15 protein-coding genes, 1 pseudogene and 1 riboswitch are annotated in these 17,366 nt (G+C 42.9%); of the genes and pseudogenes, 11 read left to right on the forward strand and 5 right to left on the reverse strand.

What is annotated here, in order from left to right; translation table 11 throughout:
• Complete coding sequence (locus OS173_RS10235) at positions 1 to 783, forward strand: sulfite exporter TauE/SafE family protein (RefSeq protein ID WP_267184186.1); 783 nt, start codon at positions 1 to 3, stop codon at positions 781 to 783.
• 242 nt (positions 784 to 1,025) lie between these two features.
• Here OS173_RS10235 and OS173_RS10240 read toward each other — a convergent pair whose 3' ends face one another.
• The 3 genes from OS173_RS10240 to OS173_RS10250 form a co-directional block, all read right to left on the reverse strand.
• Positions 1,026 to 2,195: a heme biosynthesis HemY N-terminal domain-containing protein gene (locus OS173_RS10240; protein WP_267184187.1), complete on the reverse strand. Its 1,170-nt coding sequence runs from the start codon at positions 2,193 to 2,195 to the stop codon at positions 1,026 to 1,028.
• Positions 2,192 to 3,277 (reverse strand): coiled-coil domain-containing protein, encoded by a 1,086-nt coding sequence (locus OS173_RS10245; protein ID WP_267184188.1) that lies wholly within the window; start codon positions 3,275 to 3,277, stop codon positions 2,192 to 2,194. Before OS173_RS10245 ends, OS173_RS10240 begins: the two co-directional genes overlap by 4 nt.
• Before the next feature lie 167 nt (positions 3,278 to 3,444).
• The gene (locus tag OS173_RS10250) at positions 3,445 to 4,680 is read right to left on the reverse strand and encodes a putative porin (protein ID WP_267184189.1); all 1,236 of its coding nucleotides are present in this window, start codon (positions 4,678 to 4,680) and stop codon (positions 3,445 to 3,447) included.
• Positions 4,681 to 4,785: 105 nt separating this feature from the next.
• Between OS173_RS10250 and OS173_RS10255 the strand changes: the two genes are divergently transcribed.
• The 7 genes from OS173_RS10255 to OS173_RS10285 all read left to right on the forward strand — a co-directional run bounded on the left by OS173_RS10255 (position 4,786) and on the right by OS173_RS10285 (position 12,963).
• A complete protein-coding gene (locus OS173_RS10255) occupies positions 4,786 to 6,129 on the forward strand; it encodes a phosphate regulon sensor protein PhoR (protein ID WP_267184190.1) in 1,344 nt (447 codons plus the stop codon).
• Positions 6,130 to 6,199: 70 nt separating this feature from the next.
• Complete coding sequence (locus tag OS173_RS10260; RefSeq protein ID WP_267184191.1) at positions 6,200 to 6,862, forward strand: SDR family oxidoreductase; 663 nt, start codon at positions 6,200 to 6,202, stop codon at positions 6,860 to 6,862.
• Between the two features lie 16 nt (positions 6,863 to 6,878).
• A complete protein-coding gene (locus OS173_RS10265; protein ID WP_267184192.1) occupies positions 6,879 to 7,217 on the forward strand; it encodes a P-II family nitrogen regulator in 339 nt (112 codons plus the stop codon).
• A 130-nt stretch (positions 7,218 to 7,347) separates the two neighbouring features.
• The gene (locus tag OS173_RS10270; RefSeq protein WP_267184193.1) at positions 7,348 to 8,505 is read left to right on the forward strand and encodes a tetratricopeptide repeat protein; all 1,158 of its coding nucleotides are present in this window, start codon (positions 7,348 to 7,350) and stop codon (positions 8,503 to 8,505) included.
• 66 nt (positions 8,506 to 8,571) lie between these two features.
• Complete coding sequence (locus tag OS173_RS10275; protein WP_267184194.1) at positions 8,572 to 9,108, forward strand: META domain-containing protein; 537 nt, start codon at positions 8,572 to 8,574, stop codon at positions 9,106 to 9,108.
• Between the two features lie 121 nt (positions 9,109 to 9,229).
• Positions 9,230 to 9,466: riboswitch (cobalamin riboswitch) on the forward strand.
• A gap of 54 nt (positions 9,467 to 9,520) precedes the next feature.
• Positions 9,521 to 11,446, forward strand: coding sequence for a TonB-dependent receptor plug domain-containing protein (locus OS173_RS10280; RefSeq protein ID WP_267184195.1), 1,926 nt, complete (start codon positions 9,521 to 9,523; stop codon positions 11,444 to 11,446).
• Between the two features lie 119 nt (positions 11,447 to 11,565).
• Positions 11,566 to 12,963 (forward strand): Na+/H+ antiporter NhaC family protein, encoded by a 1,398-nt coding sequence (locus OS173_RS10285; protein WP_267184196.1) that lies wholly within the window; start codon positions 11,566 to 11,568, stop codon positions 12,961 to 12,963.
• A 107-nt stretch (positions 12,964 to 13,070) separates the two neighbouring features.
• On the opposite strand, the gene slyD is transcribed toward OS173_RS10285, so the two are convergent.
• Both slyD and OS173_RS10295 read right to left on the reverse strand, forming a co-directional pair.
• A complete protein-coding gene (slyD, locus tag OS173_RS10290; protein WP_267184197.1) occupies positions 13,071 to 13,532 on the reverse strand; it encodes a peptidylprolyl isomerase in 462 nt (153 codons plus the stop codon).
• Between the two features lie 138 nt (positions 13,533 to 13,670).
• Positions 13,671 to 13,910 carry a DUF7218 family protein gene (locus OS173_RS10295; protein WP_267184198.1) on the reverse strand — a complete coding sequence of 80 codons (240 nt, stop codon included), beginning with the start codon at positions 13,908 to 13,910 and terminating at the stop codon, positions 13,671 to 13,673.
• A gap of 132 nt (positions 13,911 to 14,042) precedes the next feature.
• Between OS173_RS10295 and OS173_RS10300 the strand changes: the two genes are divergently transcribed.
• From OS173_RS10300 to OS173_RS10310, 3 genes and pseudogenes are all read left to right on the forward strand, one after another.
• Positions 14,043 to 15,050 carry an isoaspartyl peptidase/L-asparaginase family protein gene (locus tag OS173_RS10300; RefSeq protein ID WP_267184199.1) on the forward strand — a complete coding sequence of 336 codons (1,008 nt, stop codon included), beginning with the start codon at positions 14,043 to 14,045 and terminating at the stop codon, positions 15,048 to 15,050.
• A gap of 128 nt (positions 15,051 to 15,178) precedes the next feature.
• Positions 15,179 to 17,125 (forward strand): cytochrome c/FTR1 family iron permease, encoded by a 1,947-nt coding sequence (locus OS173_RS10305; RefSeq protein ID WP_267184200.1) that lies wholly within the window; start codon positions 15,179 to 15,181, stop codon positions 17,123 to 17,125.
• Positions 17,126 to 17,216: 91 nt separating this feature from the next.
• Positions 17,217 to 17,366 (forward strand): annotated as a pseudogene (locus OS173_RS10310) (IS5/IS1182 family transposase); the annotation flags it as partial.

Here is a 17,366-nt window from a genome sequence, read left to right on the forward strand (position 1 = left end):
ATGTTATCCGCATTGTTATTGCTACTTGTTTTAGGACTGGTGGTTGGGTTTTTTGCGGGATTATTCGGTATTGGTGGCGGTGCCATTATGGTGCCTGCTTTGACCGCATTTTTTTTGTGGCAAGGTTATCCTGAGTCTCAAGTGGTTCACATGGCTTTGGCCACATCCCTATCGGTGATTCTGTTTAATAGTTTGATTGCCATCACCACTCATCGCAAGCATAAAGCGGTTTTAACTTCACTACTCTGGCATTTGGCACCGGCTGTGGTTATTGGCAGTGCTTTGGCTTCATGGTTAGCCCTTCAGATTAAAGGCCAGACTGTGGCTTTGATTTTTCTGGTATTGATGCTGATGATCGCGGCACAAATGGTGCTGGATGTTAAACCCAAAAGAACTGGACAAAACAAACAATTAACAGCAGTCTTACTATGGCCGTCGGGCTTAATCATTGGCTTGTTATCGGCATTGATTGCCATCGGTGGTGGTTCACTGACAGTGCCATTTTTAACCTGGCATCGAGTAGGGATTCAAAAAGCCATTGGCACCGCCTCTGCTCTGGGTTTTTTTATTGCCTTGAGCGGTACCATCACATATTTGTTGTTAACAATAGATGCAACCGATACCTATGTTTATTGGCCGGCCACTTTTGTGATTGTGGCGGTGGGATTGTTTAGTACCCGATTAGGAGCGAATATGACACATCGACTGCCGGCAGAACGTTTGCGTATCGGTTTTGCGGTACTCATTACATTGCTGGCGATAAGAATGTATATGAGTTTATGAGCAGTCAGACCATATTTCGGTTATCCACAAAAGCTGTGGATAACGTTGTTGATAACGTGGTTTTATAGAACAAAATAGGCGGCAAAATAATGCAAGTCATTAGTTTGGTTAATTATTGACCAATACTAAAAAAACCATAAATATCAATAACATGCGAAATGATTTGAAAGATAATGTGTAGCAAACTGGCTTAAGCGCTTGTATAATGCGAGACGCTTGCTAAATTGTGTATAAAAATTGATTTAAGTTGTTTCTATGTGAACCAAATAAGCCTTGTTATTATTGGCTTGCGTATAATGCTCCAGTGCCAGTTCAGGTTCGTTAAGTTGTTGGTAGGTTTCGGCCAATAAACGGTTTACCTGAGAATCGGATTGTAAAATGAGGGCTTTTTGCAAGGCATCTTTGGCATCAGACCATTGCTTTTTGGCCATATGAAGCTGGCCTAAACACATTAAAACGGCTCGGTTTTTTGGGTGTTGGATATGCCACTTTTCAACAACTTTCAAGCGATGATTGAGGTTATGAGGTAGTTGCGACCAGTAAGCCACCAATTGCTCATCAAAATGGTATTTCTGGGCCCGTTCAATTTCATCTGTAACCGCTTGATAAGCGCCCAGCCGTAAACCTGCCTCACAATATTCATACAGGTAAAATTTTTGTTGTTTGCGGCTTAATTCGCCCCATAATGCGAGTAACTGTTGTTCGTCAACCGCATGTATTAAACCGTCCCGGGTGGCTTGATCGCGCATGGTTTCTGTTTGTACTTTGTCGACCAATGCCAATTTATGGGCTTTGGGCAATAAGTTTTTAATCCGCTGATAGTCTTTTTGTTGTTCACTCACTTGCAACATCATACGAACTGCCCGTGGATTATTCGGGTAACTGCTTAAAATGGTTTCGAGTAACTCCCGCGCCTGCTGTAAGTGCCCCGCTTTAAGCCAAATTTCACAACGGGTTAAATCAATGGTCAGGGGGTTGTTAACCGTTTTTTCAGCGGCATCCAAATGCGTCATCGCGCCATCTAAGTTTTGTTGTGCCAAAGCGGCACGCGCGGCTGCCATGTAACTAAGCTGCGGTGTTTTGCTTTTACTTGCCGATTGCAGCAGTAATTTTTCAGCTTTTTGCCATTGACCTTCACTAAAAGCCAGTAAACCTTGGTCAAACTTTTTTTGTTGTCGGTAATCAGCCACTTTGTTGGCGAGTTTTTTGGGTGCTTTTAGAACGCCCCATATAAACCATATCGTAACCAGTAGCGCCAATACCAGTAAAGCGGCAGTAATGACGGTCATTTGTACTTGATAGCCGAGAATTTCAAGCTGTAACAATCCGGGATTCTTTAACACCAGAGGCGTTAGCCAGGCAGCGACTAACAACAGTGCGAGAACAATGATCATCAGGATGATTTTTTTCATTCCGAGATACCTTCAAGTTGTAAGATGAGTGCATCTATACCCAAGTTTTCCGGCACTTGGGTGACGATGGTTTGTTGCCTAAGTTGACGTAAATTGTGTTGTAGACTGTCGGTGTTTAAAACGGTTTGAGATAAGGTTTGTTCAGCGGCTTTTAAAGCATCATGCCAAAGACTCGGTTGTTGCAATACCAAAGCAAGTTCAGCTTGCTGAATAGAATGGTTGGCATTGGCTTTGAGTTGCTGCAAATCAACACTGTTTAAATCCTGTTGTTCGGGTTTGATTTTTTTCACGGTTATAAAGCGTTCGTACCAGGCCGGCTGTTCACTTTCTTGTGTTTCAACGGTCAGGCTTAACCTTGCGATTTCATTTTTAATCGCGGATAACTGATTTTTCAAAACCGACAAATCAGGTGTATCTACATTACTGAGGGTGGTGACCAATTGTTGCAGTCTGGTTTGAATGGCTAAAGGTAAGTATTCATTATTGCGCCACTGTTTTAGCACACCCACGGCTTCAGGAATTTGCTTTTGGGTGATTAATAACTGTACTGTTTTAAGTGCGCTGATGGTTTGAGCGCGAGTCAGCAGCTTTAAATGCTCATCGGTTTGAGGCTCATAAGCTTGTTCACGGTATTGTGATTGCAGGCCTTTGAGTTGTTGCTGTAGGGTGTTGATTTGTTGTTCTAAACCGGAGGCATCAAACTCATGATCAGGTAGGTTGCGTAAATCTTGCTGCAAGCGGCTAAGGTTTTGTTGATTTTGCTGAAGGTTATTGGCTTGTTGAGTTAGTTTTTGCTCAACATCTGAAACCCGCTTAACCAGCTGCTGAAAATCTTGTTGACTCACCAAGTGAGTCAATTGCTTAAGGTTCTTGTCTTTACTCCCTTGTGTGGTTTGGTAAAAAATCCAGCCACTGCTCAATAACGCCAGTAGTGCCAATAACAAACTAAATACCGCCAGACCGCGGCCGGTTTTGCTTTTTTCCGGTGGTGCATTATCACTGACTTCAACAGTCTCAGTTGCTGAATCAGCGGTGGCCGGCGCCTGAGGGTCTTCAATGAGGGTATTGTCTTTATTATCCATTGTTATTGGTTGGTAGAAGCATGATTAAATTCTAACACTTAACCGGATTATTTCATACATTCGGTACAGAAAACTTCTATAGAGGCCTTTGAATTAATCGTGAATCGAGTTAAAACCAAAGGCTCTACTGTGGTCTTTTTTCTACGGCCCAGATTGATTCAAAGGTCTCATTTAAACCAATAATTGAGATCCATGGTTAGTCGATCATAATCTCTGGGAGTGCCCAGATGCATTTCATTAACCGCATCAATCCAGGCAAATTTGAGCGAGGTTTGTCGGCTTAAACCATAGACAAATTCATAAACATGGCCGCGTGAATCGGTAAAACCGCCGGCAAAACTGGAATCATTAAAGAGGGCGTAAACCGCATCGGCTTCAAGGTACTGGTAGCTGTAACCTATCTGCCAATCACCGGGTTTTTTGGCTGAGCCATACGAAAAACCGGCCATCAGGGCTTCATTTTCATCATCAGCGGCGGTGTTATTGAGATAAGTGGTAAAAAAGGACAAGGGCCGTGGGAAATGATTTAAGTCGTACTGGGCATACAGTTCTGCAATGTTAAAGTCATTGATTAATTGGTTGTTGTTATTAAATCGATTGCCCAGCTGTTTATTTTGGTAAATCGGCGTTGCACCTTGGAGATTATCGTAATCGTAATAACCCACACCGAGTTGTAAAGCACTGTCACTAAAAGCGTGCTGGATACCCAATTGAGCCGCATACAACATGATATTATCGTCATCACTTCGTTCATCCAAATAAAAGCCGCCCAGGGTGGATCGAAAAGCAGATCCGGAATACTGCCAGGCCAGGCCTTCGGGATTTAAATCACTGTCAAACAGGATGCCATGACCGCCAACCCGCTTGTAAGGATTTTTCATTTTTCCCAGAAAAAGCCGTTGTTGCTCATTAAACTGGTGTGAAGCATAAGCACGATCCAGGCCAAATTCTTTACGAGTAAAGGCATCACCCAGGGTAAAGTTGGTTGATGTCGGGTTGTCGCCGCCGGTGGCGAAACGCATGTGTAGGGTTGTTGAATCGTTGAGGTCGGCCTCAGCAGCCAAACGTAATCGAATGCGGGTGCGTTGCCTGTCAGGTTTTTGACGGTTGTCGGAATATTCATGGCGACCTCGCATATCACCGGAAAAACGCAGCTTTGGTTGCGCCAGATCAGCGACCTGTGAAGTGTCATTGGAGTTATCTGCGGAATTATTTTCGGAGGTGCCAGCGTTGCTGGTGTTCTTTTCTGCTTGTAAACGTTGTTCTAAACGATTAACTTGGGCGGTTAATGCGTTGAGTTGTGCTTTTAAGCGTTGTAATTCAGTGGTGGTATCGGTTTCGGCTAAAGCTGAATCGCCAACCAAGAAAAATATTATGAGGATCGGATATAGGTACTTAATCATGGTTAATCCGTGTTTTGATGAAAGAAGGTTAAAATTTACCAGATTTATCATTGGTTTGTCATAATTATCGACTACCATTTACACATCAAATTTTAATAACCATTTATGAAGCCTTCATTAAAACGCTCAGGACTGAACCAAGAAAAATGGATTTTCTTGGTTGTCTCATTACTTTGTCTGGTTTTGTTGGTTGCGGGGTTTTGGCTGGGTTTTTGGGTTTGGCTGACTGCAACGTTTATATTGTCGGTTTATATAATCTGGTGGGTAGTCAGGTTGGTTCGATTTTATCGATGGTTTAAACAAGATGATTTGCGACTATCACCACCCAAAGTTTTCGGTTTGTTGATTTCACCGTTACAACGGTTAGTGAAAGAAAGGCAGCAAGCAGAACGCATCCAAAATAACAATAAAGAATTGATTCAACAGTTTAGAACCATGGTTGAAGCATTGCCATACGCCACAGTGCTACTCAATAAAGCATTGACTATCAAATACTTGAATGAACGCGCGGAACAGATGTTCGGCTTGTCGCAATCAGATGTGGGTAAGTCATTGCAACAAGTGTTTGGTCAATCAAAGGTGATGAGTTTGTTTGATCATCATATTTTTACACCTGAAAAGGCCGCTAAAGATGGGTTAAAAATGCCACAGCCGACGGCGCCTGATCGACTGATTAAAACCCGTCTGATAGATGTCAACCGGTATCGCTATTTGCTACTGGCACATGATGTCAGTGCCATGGAGGCGCTGCAAAAATCCCGTAAAAACTTTATGGCCAATGCCTCTCATGAATTAAGAACACCCCTGACAGTTATTACTGGTTATCTGGAATTTTTACAAAATAACAGCAGTGATTCGCCGCAGGTATCGCGAGCCATTCAGCAAGCTTATGAACAAAGTCAACGAATGGCACAAATTATCGCGGATATGCTGAGTTTGTCACGTATTGAGCATGATTCAGTCATGGCAACTGATGAAGAGATGATTGATATGCCATTGTTACTTAATCGTTTATTTAATGATGTAAAACACAGTGCCGATGCAAGACAGCATATATTTAACGCACAAATTGATTCCCAATTACTGTTAAAGGGCAGTCGCTCTGAAATTACCGGTATTTGTTTAAACTTGTTGCATAATGCGGTATTACATACAGATCCAGGAACTCAGATTCAATTGCGTTGGTTTTTGCAATCGGGTCAGGCCTGTTTAATGGTTAAAGACAATGGTTCGGGTATTGCTGCCAAACATTTACCACATGTGACTGAACGTTTTTACCGAGTGGCAAAGTCCGCCAAGCAAAAACAAGTCAGTACCGGATTGGGGTTGGCGATTGTTAAGCACATTGGTATTAAACATGGTGCGGAGCTGATTATTGATAGTCAGCGCAATCAGGGCAGTTGTTTTACGATGAAGTTTCCGGTTAACCGCACAAAACACAAAGGTTAAACTTTGAATGCTTGTTTGCCTGTGATGCTTGGGCTTTGTTAGAATCATTGCTTTAGAAATGGAGTGAAGAATGTACAATACTTTAATTACCGGTACCAACCGTGGTATTGGTTTAGAAATGTGCCGACAATTAAAAGCCAAAGGCCATCATGTCATGGCTGTGTGCCGCACGCCAAGTCAAGAATTATTGGCCTTAGATGTTGAAGTGATTGAAGACATTGATGTCACCGATGACAATGATTTGCAACGCCTATTGAAATACATCGAAGGACGTGAAATTGACTATTTGATTAATAATGCCGGTATTTTGGAACGCAATGAATTGGGTCATATTGATTTTAATTCAGTGCAGCAGCAGTTTGTGGTTAACGCCATGGGACCGTTACGGGTCACAGAAAAACTGTTATCGGTGTTGGCTGATGACGCTAAAATTGGTATCGTCACCAGTCGCATGGGGTCCATAGGTGACAATGATTCCGGTAGTAGTTACGGTTATCGCATGAGTAAAGCCGCTGCCAATATGGCCGCCAAAAGCCTGGCGGTGGATTTAAAAGATAAAGGCATTGCTGTGGCTGCTTTACATCCGGGTTATGTGAAAACCGATATGACCGGCCATCAGGGTTATGTAGAAGCTGATCAAGCTGCTGCCGGTTTAATCGAACGAATGATGCAACTTAATTTAGATAATACCGGCCATTTTTGGCATGCCGAAGGAGAAATCCTACCATGGTAATAACCGGAGTCAATTTATGAAAATGATTACTGCCATTATTAAACCCTTTAAATTGGATGACGTGCGTGATGCCCTTGAAGATGTTGGTATTCGGGGCATTACGGTCACAGAGGTTAAAGGCTTTGGTCGTCAAAAAGGTCACACAGAATTGTATCGCGGCGCTGAATATGTGATTGATTTTCTACCTAAACTAAAGATTGAAATCGCCGCACCGGCCAATCAAGTTGACACCATTGTTGATACCTTGTTGCAAACCGCCGGTAACAATAAGGTCGGTGACGGTAAAATATTTATTCAAGAGTTAGAGCAAGTCATTCGTATTCGCACCGGCGAAACCGGAGAAGATGCCATCTAAGGAGTCTCACGTTTAATTTAACTGGATTTAAAATTCGCTCAAAGGCCTCTTTAACATAGCCCGAAAAAAATTTATTTTGTTGTTTTCAGCGTTGCGTTATAATAATGGTATGGCTTCGCTAACAAACAAAATGAAAATGAGCTTTTTTGTGGCTTTGGTTTGTTTGTTGATCACAGCTTGTTCTCCGGTTAAAACTTACCAAGTCACCAGCCACCATAAAACAGCAGATTTATTTAATGATGCCATCATGATGCCTGAGGTTGAAACGGCTCCTCTTGACTTGGTTTTTTATTTAAATGGCATTCAAAAAGATGCGTTTAAAAAAGAGCTCAGAAAACCTTCCAACCGAACTAAACTCGACATTGAAATTATTTACCAATATTTGCAAGAGCGGTTACAGCACTTTAATTTTTATTCAGAAACATTGACCGCTGAACAAGCAATAACACAAAATGCCGGAAACTGTTTAACGTTGGCGATATTGACCAACGCCTTAGCAAATACCACCAATGTGGGTGTCTATTATGAACTGGCCAGAACGCCGCCGGTTTTTCAACGAGAAAATGGGTATTTGTTAAGCTCACAACATATACAGACCGTTATTTTTGAGAAAAAAGTGGGCGGAATATTTTATTCCAGTAAGCCGCTTGAATTGAAAATAGATTATTATTCCACAGCCGGTTCAAGAACCCTTCGACGGGTCAGTGTTGAAGAATTCCAATCCATGTATTATAGCAATGTGGCCGCTGAATCATTAATCAAAGGAGATTCTAATGTTGCGTATTGGAACCTCAAAAAAGCCCTACGCATCGATCCGGATAACCCCATCGCACTGAACATGTTGGCGGTTTTGTATCGTAATATGGGATATGATCAATATGCAGAGCGGGTATTTGTGCATGGTTTATCTTTGGCCAAAAATCAATTAGAGCTATTGAGTAATTACCATCATTATTTAATTGAAAAAGGACGTCAGCAAGAAGCTGCTCAAGTGGCGGTAGTTATTGATGATTATCATGATCCTGACCCATTTAAATGGATTGATATGGCCGATCAGGCATTATTCGATGGCCGTTATCAACAAGCCGTTAAATATTATAAAAAAGCGCATAATCAAGCACCGTATTTAGATGAGCCTTCGGCGGGCTTAGCCAAAGCTTATTTTTTCTTGGGTGATCAAAGTAAAGCAGTCACAGCCATAGAACAAGCACTTGATAATTCTCACAGCAAATCCAAAACCACCCTGTACCAAGCCAAATACGACTACTTGAAATCACAGCTCAAATAACAGGTGTTAAACCAGCTTCATGCCGACCGTGCTAAGATGGTGTTTTATAACATAGGTTAATTGGCAATGAATACAATACAAAATAATATTAAGTTATGGACACTGATGGTGGCATTGATGGCCATGGTGGGTTGTTCATCTGATAAAGGAGATGACTCAGAAGTAAACCCAAATGATAACGCGCCAGCAGTGAGTGAAAACGATTCCATGGCTCAAGATAAATCGGAAGATGAAGTCAAGTCAGAAAAAGAGACAGATGACATCATTGGACAAAAATGGCTATTGGTGACCTTAGAAGGACAACCGGTTGAGCCCGCTGAAAATAAGGAGCAAGCCATTTATTTTCAACTTCAAGAAAAAGGCAATCGGGTTATGGGCTTTGCCGGTTGCAACACTTTTAACGGCACCTATACCTTAGAAGAAGGCATGAGAATACGCTTTTCACAGATGTTGTCCACACTTAAGGCCTGTCCTGATGTGGATGTTGACGAGCAGGCATTTTTAGCTGTTTTTGAGTTAACAGATAATTACACCATGAACAACGGGGAACTTATTTTAAACGTTGGCAGAAGAGCGCCTTTGGCGGTTTTTCAACAACCATAATCTCAACAATGTTGACAATCTAAACCGACAAATCATGTCTATGATTTGTCGGTTTTTTTTGGTTTTGAGCAGACTCTTTAGCTTGCATACTTTATTGACAGTATTCATGCTTTTCATTATGATGGCGCCAAGCCAAACAGGTGTGCCATCAACCATATTTTGATGCGCAAAACGGGAAGTTGGTGCGAATATTATTCTATCCCAACACTGCCCCCGCAACGGTAAAAAAAGGATACGCAATGTTTCTGCATTGCCATCATTTGCTATAAACGCCACTGTGATTATTCATGGGAAGGCATAGCAAACAGTCATTAGACACTTTTTGAGTCCGGAGACCGGCCTGTTTGAAACCCAGAGATATGACTGTCTCATTAATGAAATCCCATGTTCGGGTGGAACAGGAGTGCATACAATGCCTTATTCCCTATTATCCGGTGTACTATTGGTATGCCTGTCTTTTTTGGTGTCTGCAGAAACAGATACTTCTCAAAAAACCTTATCGCCATTGGTGGTCACTGCCGGCTTAACGCCGATAGACGCCAGCGATTATGGTGGTACGCTGACAGTGATTGATGGCGATGAAATTAGTGCCTCCGGTGCTGTTTATCTGAGCGAATTACTGCGATCTGTGCCTGGATTTGCGGTTAATCAATCCGGCGGTATCGGCACCCAAACCCAAGTGAGAATACGGGGCGCTGAAGCCAATCACGTACTGGTGTTAAGAGATGGCGTACGCTTGAATGATGCCACCGGTAATGATGAATTCTTATTTAATTATGCCTTGTTGGACAATATTGAGCGCATCGAAATTATCCGTGGACCACAAAGTGCGGTGTGGGGAACGGATGCTTTAGGTGCAGTGATTAACATTATTTCACGACAAGCGGATAATAAGAACTTACAAGCTGACCTTGAGTACGGTAGTTTTAACAGTTTAAAAACAGCGGTTTCAGGGGCTTATGCCAGCTCAAACTGGCGACTCAATGGCGCCATCACCGGTGTTGACAGCGGTGGTAGTAATATTTCTTTAACTGGTGACGAGAATGATGGTTATGAGAATTTATCGGCACGTTTAAGTTTAGATAATGACTGGACAGATTCATTGACCAGCACCGTGCGCTTTTCTCACAGCGATGCCATGAATGAGTATGACGGCACTGATTTTATGGATACCGGCTTGCCAATGGATGCTGATTTATGGACGGAACGCACATTGACGACGGCCATGGCACAATTTCGGATTAAACCCAAAGCAAGTTCTTGGCACAGCCGCTTTGATTATCATTACAGCGACACCCAGGGGGATAATTTTTCACTGTTTGGCCAAGACAGCAGCACTGCAGCAGAAACCCATGAATTTAAAGTGTTAAATTCCTGGGGGTTAGGCCAAGCTGATAATCAGCGCATTAATGTCATGCTAGATCATCGGCAGGTTGATTTTTCTCAAGTAGGTACAGCCTCTAATTTCGGCGATCCCAATCAGTCGCAGTCTTACCATGTCTCCGGTGTTGCTGCTGAATTTCAAGGTGTTGTCGGAGAGCGCTTTACTTGGCAAGCCTCGGCACGCCATGATGATTTTAATCGCTTCGATGATGTCGATAATTACCAATTAGCCGGTCGTTATCAGCTCAACGAACAGCAGCGGATTAGGGCAACCTTGGGTAGCGGCAGTAAAGCACCCTCTTTTATTGAGCGTTTCGGTTACTTTCCTGCTCAATTTATTGGTAATCCTGATTTAAAACCGGAAGAATCCACATCCTATGAGCTGGCTTATGAGATTGATTATGACGGCCATCAATTGGCTTTTATTTATTTTAATCAAGATTTAACCAATGAAATTGATGGTTTTGTCTATGATGTTAATGCCGATGCCTTTACTGCGCGTAATAAAGACAATGACAGCCAGCGTAGTGGCGTGGAAGTCAGCTGGTTGGGACAATGGACAGCACAACTATCCAGCCGCTTAAACTACACCTATACGGACGCTTCTGAAAAAGATGCCTTCGATGTATCACAACATGAAGTTCGTCGGCCTAAGCACGTGACGTCGCTGACCTTAAATTATGATTTTGCTGACCAACGTGGGCGGTTTTACAGTACCGTTCGTCACCAAAGTAGTCAGCTTGATAATTTTTATTCCCCCAGTACTTACTTGACAGAAAAGGTTCGTCTTGACGGTTATACCACAGTTAGTTTCAATGCCAGCTGGGCATTCACCGAGAAAACCCGTGGCTATATCCGTGCCGATAACCTGTTTGATGAAGACTATCAGGAGGTTTATGGCTATGCCCGACCGGGTGCCGGTTTTTATATCGGAGTCAATCACCAGTTTTTTTAATCGATTAGTTAAATCCTCAAAGATCAATTTAAAACCACCGCTGAATAAAACAGCGGTGGTTTTTTTATTGGCCTCCAACGCTGATTGAAGTAAACTGAATTGCCATAAAAGAGGATTCTATGCAACCAAAGTCAGTCAGTTTTACCCATGCCTTAACCGTTTTTCTGGGTGTGTTTTTGATTATTGCCGCCGGCATGTTTTATTTAGATAATCTCCTGCATGTGGCGCTGTTTACTGCTTTACTGTGGGTGGGTTTGCATGCCCGTATCATGGGTTTTCGCTATATCAGCCAACGTGAATTTATGAATGGCGCCATTTCACGCGCTTTACCGGCGATTTATATTTTCTTGCTTATCGGGTTATTGATTGCTGCGCTCATGAAGAGTGGTACCGTGGCTATGCTGATTTATTATGGTTTGGATTGGCTAAAGCCGTCATTAATCTTACCTGTAGGCTTTATCTTGTGTGCCCTAATGTCGGTGGTTACCGGAACTTCATGGGGTACCGTTGGTACTTTAGGTGTGGTGCTCATGGGCATGGCTGAAGCGGTTGGCTTACCGATGTATTGGGTCGCCGGTGCGGTGGTTTCAGGTGCCACTTTTGGGGATAAAATGTCGCCGGTCTCAGATACCACCAACCTGGCTGCCATGAGCACCGAAACAGATTTATACAATCACATTAAGTCCATGGCTATGACCACCGGACCGACTTTTGTCGTGGTCTTGATTATTTTTTATGTGGCGGGTATGCAATTGCCTGTTCATGACAGTAGTTTGCAGCAGGTGGCCGGTCTGCAACAGGCTTTGTCCCAGCATTTTAATCTGAATCCCTGGTTCACCATGTGGCCAATTGTGGTGTTGGTGGTTTTTAGTTATCGACGCTTTGAACCCGAATTGACCATGGTTGCAGCCATCATTACCGGCACCATTATCGCGCTGTTTGTACAACAGGAAAGTGTCTTCAATATGGCACAGGCTTTGTGGTCAAACCAACCTGCCGACACCGGATTAAACTCCTTGAATCAACTGTTGGGTCGTGGCGGGTTGTACAGTATGGCCTGGACTTTGTTGTTGGCTTTATTGGCCATTGCCATGGGTGGCATTTTGCAAAGTGCCGGTTTTATCCAGGCCTTATTCAATGGTTTAATTAAACAGGTTAAAACCACAGGAGCCTTGGTCAGCACCACATTATTCAGCGGTTTAATTTTAGTCGCTTCCTTAGGAGAGGCTTATATCGCGATTATTCTCAACAGTCAGTTATTTAAAAAAATCTATCAAAAACGCGGCTTAGATTCGTCAGTTCTGTCCCGAACTGTAGAAGAGGGTGTGACATTAATGGCAGGTCTGATTCCCTGGACCACCGCCGGTGCTTTTTATGCCGCGACTTTAGGAATTTCAGTGATGGATTATGCACCTTATGCCTTGTTAAATCTATTGAATCCGGTAACTGCCATAGTTTTTGCTTATTTGGGTTGGTCTATTTTAACCACAACTCAGCTTGACAATAATGCTGACTAAATATGTCGTGATGATGCTGATGTTATGAGGTTTGGTGGTATAAAATACATGGTCACAAAAAAAGCCGACATTCAGGTCGGCTTTTAAATTCTTTATGGTGTTTAAATTTAGTGCGCGTGACCGTGATCCAGCTCTTCTTTACTGGCTTCGCGGACTTCTTCAACACTGACATTAAAGTGTAAGCGCTGGCCGGCTAATTCATGGTTGCCGTCAACAGTCACTTCATCACCTTCAATGGCGGTGATTTTAACCGGGATCTGACCTTGTTGGGTTTCGGCTTGGAATTGCATGCCGACATTGAGCTCATCAACACCCTGAAAAGCATCACGTGGTACTTTTTGGATCATTTGTTCATGGCGAACGCCGTACGCTTCTTCCGGTTCAACGGTGACATCAAATTCATCGCCTTGTTTCTTTCCTTCCATGGCTTTTTCAAGACCCGGAATAATATTATGGGCACCCTGAATAAATTTCAGCGGCTCGCGACCTTCTGAAGAGTCCAAAACCTGGCCTTGATCGTCGGTTAATTTATAATGCATACCGACCACACAGTCTTTTTTGATTTCCATAGTTACTTAATTTTTTGTGAAAGGGCAAAGGTTAACACAGCTACGCTTAGATTTTTATTAAAGTCGTCGATTTTTTCCTGATTTTCTGTGGTTTCCCAGATGATTATCCACGTATTTCTCACTTCATAAAATGTTAAGTCAATGATTTCTTAAGGCTTTAATTAAGTCCTGTTTATTCATTTTTGAGCGACCTTCAATGCCGATGTTTTTGGCTTGTTGGTAGAGTTCATCTTTGGTCCATTGTTCATAGGGCTTGGCTTTGCCGCCTTTTTCGCCGGCATCTTCGGTGTTGGCAATGCGTGCTGCTTTTTCCTTGCTGTAGCCTTTATCTCGAAGCGCTTGGTATTGTTCTTCGTTTTTAATTCTTGGGTTTGGCATGGTCTTACTATTTGTTAAATGAACAGTAAAAATAACACAATGAACTTTAAAATTTCGATAAATTCAAAGACAGAGCGTGTTTATTTGCTAAGATTGATGGTATGAATTTATTTAAAATTAAACGAGGTGTCCATGCGGTTATTATGTGTTGTGTTTTCTATGTTCGCGAGTGTTGTTGTGATGGCGGATAAGCCAATTGCGATTGTTATTCATGGTGGTGCCGGTACCATTGAGCGTTCACAATTAAGTGGTGAGCAAGAAACGTCTATACGGGCTGATTTGTCGCAAGCTTTAGAAGTTGGTTATGCTGCTTTAGATGATGGGCAAGATGCCATGGATGCTGTGGTAGCGGCCATTATGGTGTTAGAAAATTCCACTCATTTTAATGCCGGTAAGGGGGCGGTCTATACCCGGGAGAAAAGCCATGAATTGGATGCCTCGATTATGCGTGGTTCCGATTTACAGGCGGGCGCGGTTGCCGGTATCAAATACACCAAAAACCCGATATTAGCTGCCAAAGCCGTGATGCTGAATTCACCGCATGTGATGTTGGCCGGCAGGGGTGCAGATGCTTTTTCAAAAACTCAGAATTTAGAGCAAGTTGATAACAGTTATTTTGATACAGAAGCACGTCTGGAAGCCTGGAGAAAAGTAGATGAAATAACTCAACAAAAAGGCCGACAGGAGGCAGCAATCAGTGATGTGTTAGACCATGAGTTTAAATTCGGCACCGTGGGTGCGGTGGCCATCGATCAAAACGGTCATATTGTCGCAGGAACCTCAACCGGTGGCATGACTTATAAAGCTTGGGGACGTATCGGTGATTCACCGGTGATTGGTGCTGGAACCTATGCTGATGACCGCAGTTGTGGAATTTCAGCCACCGGTCATGGCGAATATTTTATTCGTTATGCTGTGGCGCATGATATTTGCGCCCGTGTTTTATACCAAGATAAAAGCCTGCAGCAAGCCGCTGATGAAGTCATTAATGAAACTTTGAAAGCAGTTGGTGGAGATGGTGGCATTATCGGTATGGACGCACAAGGAAAACCGGTGATGATTTTTAATACTGCCGGAATGTATCGTGGATTTAAAACCAAAGAGGAAACGTACGTGGCCATCTATGGTGATGAAAAATAGGCTGTAAGCCAGTATTTATAACATTTAGAGATTGTTTTTGTGGTGGATTGTTATTAAAATGCGACTGATCTGTGGTAATGAGAATATGAACCATTACCATTTGCCTTAAAAATATAACAATATACCCTATGAAAAATAAAATAATCTCGGCTTTCGTTGGCTTGCTACTGGCGTCATTGTGTTATGCCCCTATGTCTCAAGCTAGTACCAAAGCCGCAGAACAAACAGCCTTGGTACAGTTGGTAGAATACATTGGCGCTGATTACATTAATGCAGTCGATGAAGGCCAAATCGTCAGCGAAGCTGAATATACTGAGATGCAGGAATTTTCTCAATTGTTGACAGAGGGGATTGCTGCTTTACCCGATGCCAAAGGTAAAAGCAATTTATTAAATCAGGCTAAATCTTTACAAAATGCGGTAGAAAACCAAGTGGATGAATCGGCCATTAAATCATTGGCACAGTCCATTCGAGGTAGCCTGGTGACTGTTTATGGTATTCCGGTGTTACCCAAAGCCGCTCCCAACATGGCACATGCTGCAAAACTCTACCAAACAACCTGTGCCAGCTGCCATGGAATAACCGGTCGTGGTGACGGACCTGCTGCCGTAGGCATGGAACCCGCGCCCACTGATTTTAGTGAGGTGGCTCGCTATGATGGTCGTTCCATGTTGGGACTTTATACCACCATTACCCAGGGTGTTGATGGTACCGGCATGATGGCTTATGAAGGTGCGTTGTCAGAGACTGAGCGCTGGGCTTTGGCTTTTTATGTGGGTCAAAAAGCAGTCACTGAACCAGTGGCTGACCAAGGTCAAAAGGCTTTGCACAATATTCCCGGCATGAAAAAGCAGTTAAGTCTAAATAATGTGGTTTCGATGGCGCCTGAAGATGTTTATAAAGCTTATGGCGAGCAGGCACACGCTGCTTTGGGTTATTTACGATTACACCCTGAGGCTTTATTTAATCAAAACCAATTTCTCAGTATCAGCCAAGATAATCTAACTTTAGCCGGAACGGCTTATGCACAAGGTGATCTGGCAGCCGCTAAACAAGCGGCATTGGCCGCTTATTTAGATGGCTTTGAGATGGTGGAGAAACAAGTTGCGGCTGTTGATAAACCATTAATGCTCAAAGCTGAAAAACGTTTTATGGCGGTTCGGGAAGCCATTGATCGGAATATGGAGCCGTCGGTTCTGGACGAGCGCATAGAAGCCGCACAATCGATAATTTCAGATGTTGGTGAGGTCTTGGATACCGGTGGTTTAAGTGCCATGGCGACTTTTTCTGCCAGTTTTTTTATTTTGTTTCGAGAAGGATTAGAAGCCATTTTGGTGTTGGCAGCTTTGTTGACATTTACCCGTAAAGCCAAAGCTGAAAAAGCCAGTCGCTACATTCATTATGGCTGGATTGGTGCCTTATTGGCGGGTGTTTTAACCTGGTATGTGGCCACCCATTTAATCGCCATCAGTGGTGCCTCGCGAGAATTAACGGAAGGCATTGCAGGAGTTTTAGCCGCTCTGATATTGTTTTATGTGGGCTTTTGGATGCACAGCAATGCCAACAGTCAAAAATGGATGAATTACATAAAATCAAAAGTCGATACGGCTTTGGGTCAGGGCACGTTATGGATGCTGGCTTTTGTGGCTTTTATTTCTGTATACCGAGAAATATTTGAAACCATCTTGTTTTACCAAGCTTTATGGACTCAGGTAGATATCGGTACCGACAATTACTTGTTTTATGGTATTGCAGTGGCCATTGCCTGTCTTGCCGCGGTAACGGTTCTGTTTTTCCGAATTGGCATGCGCTTGCCTTTAGGTTTGTTTTTTAAAGCCACAGCTTTGGTGTTGTTATTTTTGGCATTTGTTATTATGGGCAAAGGCGTGGCGGCCTTACAAGAAGCCGGTGCTTTGGGTGTTTATTATGTTAATATTCCAACCTTTGATTGGTTTGGAATTTATCCAACCTTACAAGGTGTTGGCGCACAATTGCTGATAGCCGGTTTGGGTGCGTTCCTGTGGTTTAAACCTAATGTTGAACAAACCAACGCGGGCGCACAAAAACACGTGTAACATTTTTAAAGGAAAAAAAAGCGGCTGATTAAGCCGCTCAGACTGCTGACAAAGTCCCCACTTTTGCGTGGGGATTTTTTATAATAGCAATATGCTAAAAGATCATCCCCCCATCCAAACAAGCTATGAGTTTGTCAGCCTTGAGGATTTAGTGCCTCAAGACCACTTAGTCAGAAAGATAGATCAATCCGTTGATTTTAGTTTTATCCATGATTTAGTTGCTGATTTGTATTGCTCCAAC

The sequence above is a fragment of the Marinicella gelatinilytica genome, assembly GCF_026410405.1.
GTDB classification, from domain to species: Bacteria; Pseudomonadota; Gammaproteobacteria; order Xanthomonadales; family Marinicellaceae; genus Marinicella; species Marinicella gelatinilytica.

Coding starts and splice junctions, on each gene's coding strand:
- OS173_RS10250 (WP_267184189.1), bottom strand. CDS start 4,680: ATGATTAAGTACCTATATCCGATCCTCATAATATTTTTCTTGGTTGGC.
- slyD (WP_267184197.1), bottom strand. CDS start 13,532: ATGGAAATCAAAAAAGACTGTGTGGTCGGTATGCATTATAAATTAACC.
- OS173_RS10285 (WP_267184196.1), top strand. CDS start 11,566: ATGCAACCAAAGTCAGTCAGTTTTACCCATGCCTTAACCGTTTTTCTG.
- OS173_RS10265 (WP_267184192.1), top strand. CDS start 6,879: ATGAAAATGATTACTGCCATTATTAAACCCTTTAAATTGGATGACGTG.
- OS173_RS10295 (WP_267184198.1), bottom strand. CDS start 13,910: ATGCCAAACCCAAGAATTAAAAACGAAGAACAATACCAAGCGCTTCGA.
- OS173_RS10255 (WP_267184190.1), top strand. CDS start 4,786: ATGAAGCCTTCATTAAAACGCTCAGGACTGAACCAAGAAAAATGGATT.
- OS173_RS10280 (WP_267184195.1), top strand. CDS start 9,521: ATGCCTTATTCCCTATTATCCGGTGTACTATTGGTATGCCTGTCTTTT.
- OS173_RS10275 (WP_267184194.1), top strand. CDS start 8,572: ATGAATACAATACAAAATAATATTAAGTTATGGACACTGATGGTGGCA.
- OS173_RS10270 (WP_267184193.1), top strand. CDS start 7,348: ATGAAAATGAGCTTTTTTGTGGCTTTGGTTTGTTTGTTGATCACAGCT.
- OS173_RS10245 (WP_267184188.1), bottom strand. CDS start 3,277: ATGGATAATAAAGACAATACCCTCATTGAAGACCCTCAGGCGCCGGCC.
- OS173_RS10260 (WP_267184191.1), top strand. CDS start 6,200: ATGTACAATACTTTAATTACCGGTACCAACCGTGGTATTGGTTTAGAA.
- OS173_RS10240 (WP_267184187.1), bottom strand. CDS start 2,195: ATGAAAAAAATCATCCTGATGATCATTGTTCTCGCACTGTTGTTAGTC.
- OS173_RS10235 (WP_267184186.1), top strand. CDS start 1: ATGTTATCCGCATTGTTATTGCTACTTGTTTTAGGACTGGTGGTTGGG.
- OS173_RS10300 (WP_267184199.1), top strand. CDS start 14,043: ATGCGGTTATTATGTGTTGTGTTTTCTATGTTCGCGAGTGTTGTTGTG.
- OS173_RS10305 (WP_267184200.1), top strand. CDS start 15,179: ATGAAAAATAAAATAATCTCGGCTTTCGTTGGCTTGCTACTGGCGTCA.